The organism is Streptomyces sp. MAI_2237, from assembly GCF_054189285.1.
Map to the genome: position 1 here is coordinate 2,931,423 of NZ_JAJPGQ010000003.1, position 13,716 is coordinate 2,945,138.

Consider the following 13,716-nt stretch of genomic DNA (forward strand, 5'->3'; position numbering starts at 1 on the left):
CAGGGCGCCGAGCTCAGGAGGCCTGGGCGCTCGCGGACAGCGCGGCCACCAGCACCGGTGTGACCTGCTCGACCTGCCAGGCCCGCGCCCCGTGCCCGGCCAGCGCGGCCCCGACCGACTCGGCGTCCGCGACCCTCGGCGGCTCCCAGCACACCCGCCGCACGGTGTCCGGCGAGATCAGGTTCTCCTGGGGCATGTTCAGCCGCTCGGCCAGTGCCGACACCCCGGCCCGCGCCGCCGACAGCCGCGCGGCCGCGGCCGGGTCCTTGTCGGCCCAGGCACGCGGCGGCGGAGGCCCGGTCACCGGCTGCCCGGGTGCGGGCAGCTGGGACTCGGACAGCGTCTTCGCCCGGTCGACGGCCGCCTGCCACTGCTCCAGCTGGCGCCGCCCCATGCGGTTGCCGAAGCCGTTCAGCGCCGTGAGCGCCTGCACATCGGCCGGCAGGGCGAGCGCGGCCTCCACGATGGCCGCGTCGCTGAGCACCTTGCCCGGCGAGACGTCCCGGCGCTGGGCGATCCGGTCGCGGGTCTGCCACATCTCCCGCACGACGGCGAGCTGCCGGCGCCGGCGCACCTTGTGCATTCCGGAGGTCCGGCGCCAGGGGTCCTTGCGCGGCTCGGCGGGCGGTGCGGCCGCGATCGCCGCGAACTCCTGCCGGGCCCACTCCAGCTTCCCCTGCCGGTCCAGCTCCTTCTCCAGGGCGTCCCGCAGATCGACCAGCAGCTCCACGTCCAGTGCCGCGTACCTGAGCCACGGCTCGGGCAGCGGCCGGGTCGACCAGTCGACGGCGGAGTGCCCCTTCTCCAGGACGAAGCCCAGGACGCCCTCGACCATCGCGCCGAGGCCGACCCGGGGGAAGCCTGCCAGCCGTCCCGCGAGCTCGGTGTCGAACAGCCGCGTCGGCATCATGCCTATCTCGCGCAGACAGGGCAGATCCTGGGTGGCGGCGTGCAGCACCCACTCGACGTCCGACAGCGCCTCGCCGAGACCGGAGAGGTCAGGACAGGCCACGGGATCGATCAGGGCGGTCCCCGCGCCCTCCCGGCGCAGCTGCACCAGATAGGCGCGCTGGCCGTAGCGGTAGCCGGAGGCGCGTTCGGCGTCGACGGCGACGGGCCCGGTGCCGCCCGCGAACGCGGCGATCACCCGGGCGAGCGCGTCCGCGTCGGCGACGACGGGCGGAATGCCCTCGCGCGGCTCCAGCAGAGGGATCGGCGCCTCCGCTGCAGAAGATCCGCCGTCGTCCGGAGGGGCGCCTCCGGTGGTTCGCAGTGAAACGTCTGCTGCGGTGTCTTGGGCGTCGGTCACCTGTCAAGGGTATCCGTGTATGGACGGCGCCTGCCGACGGAACGTTCCGTCGGCAGGCGCCGGGGGGTCGCAAACCAGTCAGCCAGGTGACAGCTGTGGTTCACGTGCGTGAACTTCGCGGGGTGGCCTTCAGTGGATGATGCCGGTGCGCAGGGCCACGGCGACCATTCCGGCCCGGTCTCCGGTGCCGAGCTTGCGGGCGATCCGGGCGAGGTGGCTCTTGACGGTCAGCGCGGACAGGCCCATCGAGACGCCGATCGCCTTGTTGGACTGGCCCTCCGCGACCAGTCTCAGCACCTCGACCTCCCGGCCGGACAGTTCGCGGTAGCCGCCCGGGTGGCTCGGGGCACCCGGGGGGCGGCGGTGCATACGGGCCGCGGCGGAACCGATGGGGGCGGCACCGGGCCGGGTGGGGAGCCCGACGTTGGTGCGGGTGCCGGTGACGACGTAGCCCTTGACGCCGCCCGCGAGGGCGTTGCGCACGGCGCCGATGTCGTCGGCGGCGGACAGGGCCAGGCCGTTGGGCCAGCCCGCCGCCCGGGTCTCGGAGAGGATGGTGAGGCCCGACCCGTCGGGCAGGTGGACGTCGGCGACGCAGATGTCGCGGGGGTTGCCGATGCGGGGACGAGCCTCCGCGATGGACGAGGCCCTCGATGACGTCGCGCACACCGAGCGCCCACAGGTGGCGGGTGACGGTGGAGCGGACGCGCGGGTCGGCCACGACCACCATGGCGGTCGGCTTGTTCGGGCGGTAGGCGACCAGGCTTGCGGGCTGCTCGAGGAGAACGGACACCAGGCCTCCTGGGGGGGGCGGGAAGGCTTTCGAAGGTCACCACCGTCTTCGGCAGCAAGCCTGAGGTCCTTTAGAGAAAGATCACGATTTAGTGAGTAACAATCGGTTCAATTCGGACAGGTGGTCGATCGTTCGGTGAGCGAATCGGTTCGTTCGAGGATTCATTCCTGACTGAATGTGGCCGTATCGACAAAGTGACGGTCAAACGGCCACCGCAAACTCGAACGTGGGGATCAGCGGGACTGCTGCGGTCCGCGCCGCTGCGGCAGCGTCACCACCGACGCGTCGCCCGGCCCGGCCGGCGGCAGACCCGCCACCTGGGCCAGCAGGTCGCACCAGGCCGCCAGGTGCGCCGAGGTGTCCGGGGCGCCGCCGAGGCCCTCACGGGGCGTCCAGGAGGCGCGGATCTCGATCTGCGAGGCCGCCGGGCGCTCCGCGAGCCCGCCGAAGTAGTGCGAGCTCGCGCGCGTGACGGTCCCGCTCGGTTCGCCGTACGACAGCCCGCGCGCGGACAGCGCGCCGGTCAGCCAGGACCAGCACACCTCCGGCAGCAGCGGGTCCGCGGCCATCTCCGGCTCCAGCTCCGCCCGCACCAGCGTCACCAGCCGGAACGTGCCCCGCCAGGCGTCGTGCCCGGCCGGGTCGTGCAGCAGCACCAGCCGCCCGTCGGCCAGGTCCTGCTCACCGTCGACGACGGCCGCCTCCAGGGCGTAGGCGAACGGCGCGAGCCGCTTCGGTGCGCGGGTCGGCTCGACCTCGATCTGCGGCCTCAGCCGACTGCCGCGCAGAGCCTGCACCGCGGCCTGGAAAGCCGGCGGAGCCGCACCGATGCCATCCCCGTCCCCCTCCTGGGTGTCGTCCATTCCGTCAGCGCCGTCCGACAGTCGTCCTTGAGCCGCAGCCATGCGGGAAGATTAGGGGAACCGCGGCTCGGCGCAGGGCAAGACACCCGGGCGGGAGTTACCGGGACGTCATGTCAGACTTGCCCCGTGAGCGCCAACGAGACCCCGCAGACGTCCGCGACGTACGACTCCGCCTTCCTCCGGGCCTGCCGGCGCGAACCCGTGCCGCACACCCCGGTGTGGTTCATGCGGCAGGCCGGGCGCTCGCTTCCCGAGTACCGCAAGGTCCGCGAGGGCATCCCGATGCTCGAGTCCTGCATGCGCCCCGAGCTGGTCACCGAGATCACCCTCCAGCCGGTGCGCCGCCACAACGTGGACGCGGCGATCTACTACAGCGACATCGTCGTCCCGCTCAAGGCCATCGGCATCGACCTCGAGATCAAGCCCGGCGTCGGCCCGGTCGTCGACCGCCCGATCCGCACCCGCGCCGACCTCGCGCAGCTGCGCGACCTCACGCCCGAGGACGTCTCCTACGTCACCGAGGCCATCGGCCTGCTCACCCGCGAGCTCGGCGCCACCCCGCTGATCGGTTTCGCGGGCGCGCCGTTCACCCTCGCGAGCTACCTCATCGAGGGCGGCCCGTCGCGCTCGTACGAGAACGCCAAGGCGATGATGTACGGCGACCCCGAGCTGTGGGCCGACCTGCTCGACCGCCTCGCCGACATCACGGCCGCCTTCCTCAAGGTGCAGATCGAGGCCGGCGCCTCCGCGGTCCAGCTGTTCGACTCCTGGGTCGGCTCCCTCGCCCCCGCCGACTACCGGCGCTCGGTGATGCCCGCCTCCGCGAAGGTCTTCGACGCCGTCGCCGGCTACGGCGTCCCCCGCATCCACTTCGGCGTCGGCACCGGCGAGCTGCTGAACCTGATGGGCGAGGCCGGCGCGGACGTCGTCGGCGTCGACTGGCGCGTCCCGCTGGACGAGGCCGCCCGCCGGGTCGGCCCCGGCAAGGCGCTGCAGGGCAACCTGGACCCGACGGTCCTGTTCACCACCCCGGAGATCGTCGAGGCCAAGACGCGCGAGGTGCTGGACGCGGCGGCCGGTCTGGAGGGCCACGTCTTCAACCTCGGCCACGGCGTCATGCCGTCCACCGACCCCGACGCGCTGACCCGGCTCGTGGACTACGTCCACACGCGGACGGCGCGCTGACTCACCAGGTGTGCCGGGGCTGGGCGCGCCTGCCGAACAGCAGGCCGCGCGGCTCCGGCGGCGGGGGAGTGCCCGCCTTCAGGGGCAGGGCGAGCAGCATGCCGGCGAGGAAGCCCACCACGTGCGCCGCGTACGCCACCGTGCCCGCGGCGGAGACGCCCTCGCCCGCCGAGTAGAAGGCCTGCAGCACGAACCAGAAGCCGAGCACCAGCCAGGCGGGCAGCCTCAGCGGCAGGAAGATCAGGAACGGCACCAGCACCCACACCCGGGCCTTCGGGTACAGCACCAGATAGGCGCCCAGCACCCCCGCGATGGCGCCCGAGGCGCCGATCAGGGGGTCGGCCGAGTCGGCGTTGAGGAGCGCGAAGCCGTAGCCCGCCGCATAGCCGCAGACGAGGTAGAACAGCGTGAAGCGGATGTGACCCATGCGGTCCTCGACGTTGTTGCCGAAGATCAGCAGGAACAGCATGTTGCCCAGCAGGTGCAGCCAGCTGCCGTGCAGGAACATCGCCGTGAGGACGGACAGCGGCGGCGACTTGTCGTAGCCCGGAGGGGCCACCACGCAGCCAGCGTGGCCGCTCGCGCTCGTGCCGATCTCACCCGTGGGGACCAGCCGCGGCATCTGATGGTGGATCAACTCCCGCGGAACCGCCGCGTAGTGGTCCAGGAACGCCTGCAGATGACACGTCTGCGACAGGTCGCTGCCGCCCGCCACGGAACCGGCGATGCCGGGTGTGGACAGGAACACGAAGACGTTCGCGGCAATCAGCGCGTACGTCACCCAGGGGGTCCGGCGCACCGGGTTCACGTCATGAACGGGGATGACCACAAGAAAGTACTGCCCCCGATGGGCTCGGCGAATCGGTGAACACCGGCACGCGCGCGTGCGTATGTCTCGTCAACCGTCCGCGGCACGGGGAAGGCGGGTCGCGGGGACGACGTGAGGAACAGGCGATGAACGACCGAGTTACCCCCGCGATGCAGGCGCTCCCCGACGGCGAGGCCGAACTCTCCCTGGTGGTGAGGCTGCCGTGGGAGGACGTGGCCCGGCTGGGTCAGGAGGCCGGGCGGCTGGCCTCCCAGATGCAGCGGCCGGTGACCCTGGACGAGGCGGTGAGCCACCGGCTGCGCACCGTGCGCAGTGCCGCGCACGCGAAGCCCGCGGGGGAGCAGCCGCCCGCCGTCACCTCCACGGCGTCCGTGTCGTCGCTGCCGCCGCGGCCTCCGGCGGAGCAGGCGCGGCAGGCGATCGAGCGGATCAACGGCAGCGCGTAGGGCTTCGCCGTCGGCGGCACGCCGCAGGGGCGCGGGTGCGGGTTCGTCGTGGCTCGTCGCGCCCCGCGGCGGAGCCGCGGATCGACACAGCCCCGCGCCCCTAAAGAGCCTTCAGCACCGCCTTTGTCGCTTTGCGGGCCGCCACCAGTACCGGGTCCCAGACCGGGGAGAACGGCGGCGCGTAGCCCAGGTCGAGGGCCGTCATCTGTTCCACCGTCATGCCGGCCGTGAGGGCGACCGCGGCGATGTCGACCCTCTTGGCCGCGCCCTCCCGGCCGACGATCTGCACCCCCAGGAGGCGGCCTGTGCGGCGCTCGGCGAGCATCTTCACCGTCATGGGGGAGGCGCCGGGGTAGTAGCCCGCCCGGCTCGTCGACTCGATGGTCACCGCCTCGAACCGCAGGCCCACCCTGTGCGCGTCCTTCTCGCGCAGGCCCGTACGGGCGATCTCCAGGTCGCAGACCTTGCTGACCGCGGTGCCCACCACTCCGGGGAAGGTCGCGTAGCCGCCGCCGACGTTGGTGCCGATGACCTGGCCGTGCTTGTTGGCGTGGGTGCCCAGCGCGATGTGGCGTTCCTGGCCGGAGACCAGGTCCAGCACCTCCACGCAGTCGCCGCCCGCCCAGATGTTCTCGTGCCCGCGCACCCGCATGGCCAGGTCGGTGAGCAGGCCCCGGTGGGCGCCGAGGGGGAGACCGGCGGCCGCGGCCAGGGACGTCTCGGGGCTGACCCCGATGCCCAGGACCACCACGTCCGCCGGGTACTCGGCGTCCTCGGTGGCCACCGCCCGCACCCGCCCGTCGTCACCGGTGAGGATCTTGGTGACCTCGGTGTCGTTGACCATGGTGATGCCGAGGCCCTCCATGGCCTCGTGCACCAGGCGGCCCATGTCCGGGTCGAGGGTGGACATCGGTTCGCTGCCGCGGTTGACGACCGTCACCGCGTAGTCGCGGTTGATGAGCGCCTCGGCCATCTCCACGCCGATGTAGCCCGCACCCACCACGACCGCCCGCCGCCCACGCGTGCGCGTGAGCGAGTCGAGAAGCGCCTGGCCGTCGTCCAGGGTCTGCACCCCGTGCACACCGGAGGCGTCGGCGCCCGGCATGTCCGGGCGGATCGGACGGGCCCCGGTGGCGATCACCAGCTTGTCGTACGACGTCCAGGACTCGGCGCCGGAGTCGACGTCACGCGCGCGTACCCGGCCGCGCGCCACGTCGATCTCCGTGACCTCGGTGCGCATCCGCAGGTCGATGCCCCGCTCCCGGTGCTCCTGCGGTCCGCGTGCGATCAGCTGATCCCGGTCGGAGACGTCGCCGCCCACCCAGTACGGGATGCCGCACGCCGAGTAGGAGGTGAAGTGGCCGCGTTCGAACGCCACGATCTCCAGCTCGTCCGGGCCCCTCAGCCGGCGTGCCTGTGACGCCGCGGACATCCCCGCGGCGTCGCCGCCGATCACCACCAGTCGTTCCCTCGCACCGTTCATGGTCATGCGAACACGCTACGGGGGCGGGGCATTTCAGTCCCGCTCGCCGTCCTCCCGCGAACTCGTGGCCCGGGGTGCGGGCCGGGCCGCGGGAAGCGGGCCGGGGGTGCTCGCCGCGGGTGCGGGGACCGCGCGCCGGGGCCGGAGCAGGCGCAGCCACACCAGCACCAGGACCGCCGCCACCGCGGCGAACGGCAGCACCGCGCCGAACGCCACCGCCAGCCAGCGCAGCATCGTCACGAACGCGCCCCAGCCGCCGGACAGCGCGTCCACGAAGCCGGGCTCGTCGTCCTTCGCGGGCTTCTTCGCCGGTGCCCCGGACAGGGAGAGTGTGATGGTGGCAAGGCTCGTGCGGTCCTTGAGGGACTTCTGCTGCGCGAGCAGCGCCTCCAGGTCGGACTGCCGGCTGCCCAGTTCGCCCTCCAGCTCCACCACGTCGCTCAACTTGGTCGCCCGGTCCATCAGTTCGCGGATTCGGGCCACACTCGCCCGCTGCGACCTGACGCGACTGTCGACGTCGACGACCTGGTCGGTGACGTCCTCGGCCTTGGAGGTGCGCTCGAGGAGCCTGCCGGTGCCCTGGAGTTCGGTCAGGACCTCGTCGTACTTCTCGGTCGGCACACGCAGCACCACGCGCGTGTGCTCGTGTCCCCGCGGGTCCCGCGTGGTGGTCTCGTCGCCGACGTAGCCGCCCGCGTTCTCCGTGGCGGTGCGGGCCTCGTCGAGGGCCTTCGGCACGTCGCGGACCTGGACGGTGAGGGAGGCGGTCCGGATGATGTCGCTCCCGGTGAGCTTCGGCGTCCGCTTCGCCGCGGCACCGGACGCGTCCCTCTGGCCGCCGGGAGCGGAGCCCTTGGCCTCACTCCTCGCGGCCCCGTCGGCGGCGGAGCCCCCGGAGTCGCTCCCGGCACCGCTGCATCCGGTCAGCGCGAGCGCCGCGGCCAGCAGGATGCCGGCCACGGCCCGGACAGGTCGTACGGAACGTCGTGCGCGCATGCGGGTCCACCCCCGAGGGTCGGTGACGATGACGCTCCTTCGACGCCGCAAGGGCCCGGGACGTTGGCGGGCGCGGGTCCCGATGCGGTCACGGTCGGGACTCGTCAGGGCCACATGGCCCTCGCGTGGGTGTCGGTGGCGTCTGAGAGGGTGGAGCACATGAGTGGATCACCTCCGGCCGAGGGCCGGGTCGTCGTCATCGGAGCCGGGATCGCGGGCCTGGCGGCCGCCCACCGGCTGCTGCAGCGGGGCGCGCGGGTGACCGTGCTGGAGGCCTCGGACCGGGTCGGCGGCAAGCTGCTGCCCGGCGAGATCGCCGGCGCCCGCGTCGACCTCGGCGCCGAGTCGATGCTGGCCCGCAGGCCGGAGGCGGTCGGCCTGGCCCGCGAGGTGGGCCTCACCGACCGGCTGCGGCCGCCGGCCACCGCGACGGCCTTTCTGTGGACCCGCGGCGCCCTGCGCCCCATGCCCAAGGGGCACGTCATGGGCGTCCCCGGCACGGCGTCCGCCCTCACCGGCGTTCTGTCCGACGAGGGCCTGGCCCGTATCGAGCGCGACGCCGAACTGCCGCGCACGGAGGTCGGCGACGACGTGGCGGTCGGGGAGTACGTGGCCGAACGGCTGGGCCGCGAGGTCGTCGACCGCCTCGTCGAACCCCTCCTCGGCGGCGTGTACGCGGGCGACGCCTACCGCATCTCCATGCGCTCCGCCGTCCCGCAGCTCTTCCAGATCGCCAAGACCCACACCTCGCTGACCGAGGGCGTGCGCGAGATCCAGGCGAAGGCGGCGGCCGCTCAGCAGACCGGGCCGGTGTTCATGGGCATCACCGGCGGCATCGGCACCCTGCCGCTCGCCGTCGCCGACGCGGTGCGCGCGCGGGGCGGCGAGATCCTCACCGGGACCCCGGTGACCGAGCTGCGCCGCGAGGCGTCCGGCGGCTGGCGGGTCGCCGCCGGGGACCGCGTCCTGCGGGCCGACGCCGTGATCGTCGCCGTACCCGCCCCGGCCGCCGCCCGTCTGCTGCGCCCCGAGGCACCCGAGGCGGCCGCCGAGCTCGCCGCCGTCGAGTACGCGTCGATGGCGCTGGTCACCCTCGCCTACCGCCGCGCCGACATCTCCCTCCCCGACGGCAGCAGCGGTTTCCTCGTGCCGCCCGTCGACGGCCACACCGTCAAGGCGTCCACCTTCGCCTCCCAGAAGTGGGGCTGGATCGCCGAGGAGAACCCGGACGTCGTCGTCGTGCGCACGTCCGTCGGCCGCTACGGCGAGACGGAGATCCTCCAGCGCGACGACGCGGGCCTGGTGGAGGTCTCCCGCCACGACCTGAGGGCGGCCACCGGCCTGGACGCCACCCCCGTCGAGACGCGCGTCACCCGCTGGATGGACGGCCTGCCCCAGTACCCGGTCGGCCACCACGCGCGCGTGGCCCGCGTCCGCGAGCACCTCGGCAAGCTGCCCGGCCTCGCCGTGTGCGGCGCGCAGTACGACGGCGTCGGCATCCCGGCCTGCATCGCGAGCGCGTACGCGGCCGTGGACCAGCTCGACGGAGACCTGGGCGGTGTGCAGGAGCTCACCGCCAACCCGGTGCAGTCTCTGCACGGAGGAGCGGGAGAATGAAGGACATGAGTGACGACGCCCCCACCACCGAGGCCGCGCGTATCCCGAACAAGGGCAAGCTGGCCAAGGACCTCAACGAGGTCATCCGCTACACCCTGTGGTCCGTCTTCAAGCTGAAGGACGTCCTCCCCGAGGACCGCGCGGGCTACGCCGACGAGGTCCAGGAGCTGTTCGACCAGCTCGCCGCGAAGGACGTGACGATCCGCGGCACGTACGACCTCTCCGGCCTGCGCGCCGACGCCGACCTCATGATCTGGTGGCACGCGGAGACCAGCGACCAGCTCCAGGAGGCGTACAACCTCTTCCGCCGCACGAAGCTGGGCCGCGCGCTGGAGCCGGTCTGGTCGAACATGGCGCTGCACCGCCCCGCCGAGTTCAACCGCTCGCACATCCCGGCGTTCCTCGCCGACGAGACGCCGCGCAACTACATCAGCGTCTACCCCTTCGTGCGCAGCTACGACTGGTACCTGCTGCCCGACGAGGACCGCCGCCGCATGCTCGCCGACCACGGCAAGATGGCCCGCGGCTACCCGGACGTCCGCGCCAACACGGTCGCCTCGTTCTCCCTCGGCGACTACGAGTGGATCCTCGCCTTCGAGGCCGACGAGCTGTACCGCATCGTCGACCTCATGCGCCATCTGCGCGGCTCCGAGGCCCGCATGCACGTCCGCGAGGAGATCCCGTTCTACACGGGCCGCCGCAAGGACGTCGCGGAGCTGATCGCGGGCCTCGCCTGATCAGCGGACGGGCCGCAGGGCCGCCTTCCGGGCGGGGTCGACCGGCTCCGGCTCCCGGTGCGGTGCGCAGGCCGCGCGCCGCACCGGCAGCCGGCCCTCCAGCAGATACGCGTCCAGGTAGGCGTTGACGCACCGGTTGGGGCCGCCCGCGACCCCGTGCGACCCCGCGTCCCGCTCGGTCACCAGCACCGACCCCGACAGCCGCCGGTGCAGCTCCCGCGCCCCCTCGTACGGCGCGGCCGCGTCCCGCTCGGCCGACAGGATCAGCGTCGGCGGCAGCTCGCCGGGACCGGTCCGCACGTCGACCGGCCGCTGCCGAGGAGCCTGCCAGTACGCGCACGGCAGGTTCGTCCACACGTTGTCCCAGGTCTCGAACGGCGCCACACGCGCCAGCCGCGTGTTGTCGCGGTCCCAGACGCTGAAGTCCGTCGGCCAGGGCGCGTCGTTGCACTCGACGGCCGTGTACACCGCACTGGAGTTCTCCGCCTCCGCGGCCGCCTCCCGCACGGGCGCCGCCTGCTGCACGAGCGGCTTCGGGTCGCCCTTGAGATACGCCGAGAGCGCCTCGGCCCGCTGCGGCCAGTAGTCGTCGAAGTACCCGGCCGTCAGGAAGGCCCCCCGCAGCTGCGCCGGCCCCACCTCGCCCCCGGCGGGCTCGGCGGCGAGCCGGGCGCTCGCCTTCTCGTAGCTGCGCTGCACCGCGGCGGCCGTGGCGCCCAGCCCGTACACGTCGTCGTGGCGGGCGATCCACTCCCGGAAGTCCTCCCAGCGCTCCTCGAACGCGGCCGACTGGGCGAGGTTGTCGTGGTACCAGACCCGCTCCGGGTGGGGGTCGACCGCCGAGTCGAACACCATGCGCCGCACGTGCGAGGGGAACAACGTGGCGTAGAGCGCGCCGAAGTACGTGCCGTACGACGCCCCCATGAACGTCAGCCGCTCCTCGCCCAGCGCCGCCCGCAGCACGTCCAGGTCGCGCGCGTTGTTCAGCGAGTTGTAGAACCGCAGCGCGCTCCCCGTGCGCTGCGCGCAGCCGCGCGCGTACGCCTTCGCCCGCGCGATGCGCTCCTTCTTGTACGAGGCGTCGGGGTGGGTCGGCGACGGCGACGGCCCCTTGAAGAAGCGCTTGGGGTCCTGGCAGGACAGCGGGGCCGAGCGGCCCACACCGCGCGGGGAGTAGCCGACGAGGTCGTAGGCGGCCGCGAGGCGCTTCCACTGCGGCATGAAGCCGACCAGCGGGAAGTACAGTCCGTCGCCGCCGGGGCCGCCCGGGTTGTAGACCAGCGCGCCCTGCCGGGGCACCCGCCGCTTGCTGTTGTGCGGGTCCTTGTGCGTCGCCCGGACCCGGCTGACCATCAGCTTGATCTGCCTGCCGTCCGGGTGCGCGTAGTCCAGCGGTACCGACACCGAGCCGCACTCCAGGGCGCCCGGCGTGTCCTGGGCGTCGGAGCACTTGCCGAAGTCGACCCCGGCGGCCAGGGCCCGGGCGGCGGCCACCGCCGTGCCGCTGCGCTCGGCCAGACCCGGGGCGGCGGACGCGCCGCCTGCCGGGGCGGCGGTGAGGGTGGTCAGGAGCAAGGACCCGGCGGCCGAGTAGAGGGCGGCTGATCGCATCGCGTATCCCTTCGGTGCACGGCGGCGACAAAAGGGATGTTTCGTTCGGTGCTCGGTGAAGGCAAGCACCGCCCGGCCGGTGTCGGCCCCAATGACCCCCGTGCGCCCCCGGCGCGCGGTGCACGCGGGGGCGCGGGGCTCCTAGGGCTGGTCCCGGTGGGTGAAGGCGGCCCGCAGGTCCGGCTCGCCGATCGCGCGCACCCCGCGTACGGCGACGCGGGTGAGGTAGGTGCGGTCGTCGCCGCCGGCTCGCCGGGCGAGGGTGCCCAGCAGCCGCTGTCCGGCCGGGGAGGCCCACCGCGAGTAGGGGTGGACCTCGACCCGGGCTATGGCCAGGCAGCTCAGCGTCAGGGCGAGCGGCAGCGCGAACCACAGGGCGACCAGCCCGCGGGGCATGTCGGGCTGAGCGGGCACCAGCAGCGCGATCGCGCCCAGCCCGAGGACGGTTAGCGCGGCGAGCCGTACCTGGCGCACTCCGGAGGCGACCGTGGTGCGGTCGCCCGCGGGCACGGCGAGACCGGCGTCGACCAGCCGCTCGCCGAGGTCGCCCACGGCGTCCGCGCAGGCCGCGCGGGCCCGCACCGGGGCGATGCGGCTCTGCCCCTCCGGCCCGATGGCCCCGATGACGGACTGCTCGATGTCGTCGCGCCCCTGCGGGTCGACGACCGTCGCCCAGCCGGTGTGTGCGAGCAGCAGTCGGCGTTGCCGGGCCATGGAGACCATCGTCAGATCGGCGACCCGGCGGGGGCCGCCGGACAGGAACGCGGCTTCGTACAGCGTCAGATCGTGCTGGGACGCATCCGTGGCGTCGGCCGCGGCGCGGACGGCGGCCAGGCACAGCCGCGTGCACGCGGTCCCCGCGACGGCCCAGGCCAGCAGCAGGAGAAGGACCCAGAACATGCCGCGTTTCTATGCCAAGGGCCTCACCGAACGCCATGCCCCGTTCACGATACGGACGGAGTGTTGTCTGTACGTGACGTTCCGTTTGTCCGGAAGCGCGCTACTGCGGCGGCGGCGGACTGGACTCGGCCGGCGGCAGCGTGTACGTCGGCGTGAGCGGGGCGGCCGGGACCGGGTCCGCGGTCGGACCGGGCGGGGCCGGCGAGGGGGTGAGCGGGGCCGTGCTCGCCGAGGCCATGTCCCGGGCCAGTGCGTCCCAGTCGACGTACCCGGTGGCCTCCAGGGCCCTGATGTGGTCCAGGACGGTCGTGTTGGCGTCGTCGGCCAGGGAGCGCACGAGCGTGTTGCGGGTGGTGGCGCGCACCTCGGCGACGAGCGAGAAGACCTTGCCGTGCGCCAGCCGCGCGATGTTGACGAAGTCGCGGTCGTAGTCCGTGCCCTGTGCCGCGCTCAGGGTCTGGAGCCACTGCTTCTGCTGGTCGGTGGGCTGGTCGGGCAGCTGCAGCCCGAGCTTGCCGGCGACGTCCCGGACCTGCTGGTCGAGGGCGGTGTGCCCCTCGACCAGGTGCTCCCCGGCCGTCCGTACGGCCTGGGTGGTGCCCTTCTGCTGCGCCTGCTGGCCGGCGGGCAGCTCCCACAGACCGGCCAGCCGGACCTTCGTGACGAAGTCCCGGTCGAGCCCGGACAGCGGTCCGTAGCTCGTGGCGACGGTCTGGTCGCTGAGCACGTTCACGCCGGTGCCCGAACGGTCGGCGTAGGAGAAGATCGGGAAGATCAGGGCCAGCAGCGTCGCCGTCAGGCCGACGACGATGACGCCGGTGCCACTGACGATGCCTCGGCCCCTGAGGGGCGGTCGCGGTCGCATGGTGCCTCCTGGTACGGCACCGCACGCTGGGCGGTTTCGGGTGCGGGACTGGCAGGCATGTTACTGCGCAGTCCTGGGCGAC

General features: G+C 73.2%; 12 protein-coding genes and 1 pseudogene. 4 read left to right on the forward strand and 9 right to left on the reverse strand.

All coding sequences use genetic code 11. The features are described 5' to 3' along the window. Positions 1 to 13 precede the first annotated feature (13 nt). From LN251_RS23850 to LN251_RS23860, 3 genes and pseudogenes are all read right to left on the reverse strand, one after another. Entirely contained in the window at positions 14 to 1,309 is a 1,296-nt protein-coding gene (locus LN251_RS23850; protein ID WP_458246162.1) for an HRDC domain-containing protein, read from the reverse strand. Positions 1,310 to 1,438: 129 nt separating this feature from the next. Further along, positions 1,439 to 2,102, reverse strand: a pseudogene (locus tag LN251_RS23855) (LuxR C-terminal-related transcriptional regulator). Positions 2,103 to 2,335: 233 nt separating this feature from the next. Then, the gene (locus tag LN251_RS23860; protein ID WP_458246163.1) at positions 2,336 to 2,965 is read right to left on the reverse strand and encodes a DUF3000 domain-containing protein; all 630 of its coding nucleotides are present in this window, start codon (positions 2,963 to 2,965) and stop codon (positions 2,336 to 2,338) included. Positions 2,966 to 3,091: 126 nt separating this feature from the next. On the opposite strand from LN251_RS23860, the gene hemE reads away from it, so the two are divergent. Next, a complete protein-coding gene (gene hemE, locus LN251_RS23865) occupies positions 3,092 to 4,150 on the forward strand; it encodes a uroporphyrinogen decarboxylase (RefSeq protein ID WP_458246164.1) in 1,059 nt (352 codons plus the stop codon). Between the two features lies 1 nt (position 4,151). Here the strand turns inward: hemE and LN251_RS23870 are convergent, their stop codons facing one another. Beyond that, entirely contained in the window at positions 4,152 to 4,979 is an 828-nt protein-coding gene (locus LN251_RS23870) for a rhomboid family intramembrane serine protease (RefSeq protein ID WP_249838537.1), read from the reverse strand. A 125-nt stretch (positions 4,980 to 5,104) separates the two neighbouring features. On the opposite strand from LN251_RS23870, the gene LN251_RS23875 reads away from it, so the two are divergent. Next, entirely contained in the window at positions 5,105 to 5,425 is a 321-nt protein-coding gene (locus LN251_RS23875) for a hypothetical protein (protein ID WP_142143345.1), read from the forward strand. A 100-nt stretch (positions 5,426 to 5,525) separates the two neighbouring features. Here the strand turns inward: LN251_RS23875 and LN251_RS23880 are convergent, their stop codons facing one another. Together LN251_RS23880 and LN251_RS23885 are read right to left on the reverse strand one after the other, a co-directional pair. Next, positions 5,526 to 6,914, reverse strand: coding sequence for an FAD-dependent oxidoreductase (locus tag LN251_RS23880; RefSeq protein ID WP_458246165.1), 1,389 nt, complete (start codon positions 6,912 to 6,914; stop codon positions 5,526 to 5,528). A 27-nt stretch (positions 6,915 to 6,941) separates the two neighbouring features. Further along, positions 6,942 to 7,904: a DUF4349 domain-containing protein gene (locus tag LN251_RS23885; RefSeq protein ID WP_458246166.1), complete on the reverse strand. Its 963-nt coding sequence runs from the start codon at positions 7,902 to 7,904 to the stop codon at positions 6,942 to 6,944. Positions 7,905 to 8,063: 159 nt separating this feature from the next. On the opposite strand from LN251_RS23885, the gene hemG reads away from it, so the two are divergent. Together hemG and hemQ are read left to right on the forward strand one after the other, a co-directional pair. Next, positions 8,064 to 9,521 (forward strand): protoporphyrinogen oxidase, encoded by a 1,458-nt coding sequence (gene hemG / locus LN251_RS23890; protein WP_458246167.1) that lies wholly within the window; start codon positions 8,064 to 8,066, stop codon positions 9,519 to 9,521. Between the two features lie 5 nt (positions 9,522 to 9,526). Next, positions 9,527 to 10,258 (forward strand): hydrogen peroxide-dependent heme synthase, encoded by a 732-nt coding sequence (gene hemQ / locus LN251_RS23895; protein ID WP_058922421.1) that lies wholly within the window; start codon positions 9,527 to 9,529, stop codon positions 10,256 to 10,258. Here hemQ and LN251_RS23900 read toward each other — a convergent pair whose 3' ends face one another. The 3 genes from LN251_RS23900 to LN251_RS23910 all read right to left on the reverse strand — a co-directional run bounded on the left by LN251_RS23900 (position 10,259) and on the right by LN251_RS23910 (position 13,634). Further along, positions 10,259 to 11,869, reverse strand: a complete 1,611-nt coding sequence (locus tag LN251_RS23900) for an alpha/beta hydrolase (protein WP_458246168.1) — start codon at positions 11,867 to 11,869, stop codon at positions 10,259 to 10,261. Positions 11,870 to 12,010: 141 nt separating this feature from the next. Continuing rightward, positions 12,011 to 12,769, reverse strand: a complete 759-nt coding sequence (locus LN251_RS23905) for a TIGR04222 domain-containing membrane protein (protein WP_458246169.1) — start codon at positions 12,767 to 12,769, stop codon at positions 12,011 to 12,013. 100 nt (positions 12,770 to 12,869) lie between these two features. Beyond that, positions 12,870 to 13,634, reverse strand: coding sequence for a DUF4142 domain-containing protein (locus LN251_RS23910; RefSeq protein WP_458246170.1), 765 nt, complete (start codon positions 13,632 to 13,634; stop codon positions 12,870 to 12,872). Positions 13,635 to 13,716: the final 82 nt, after the last annotated feature.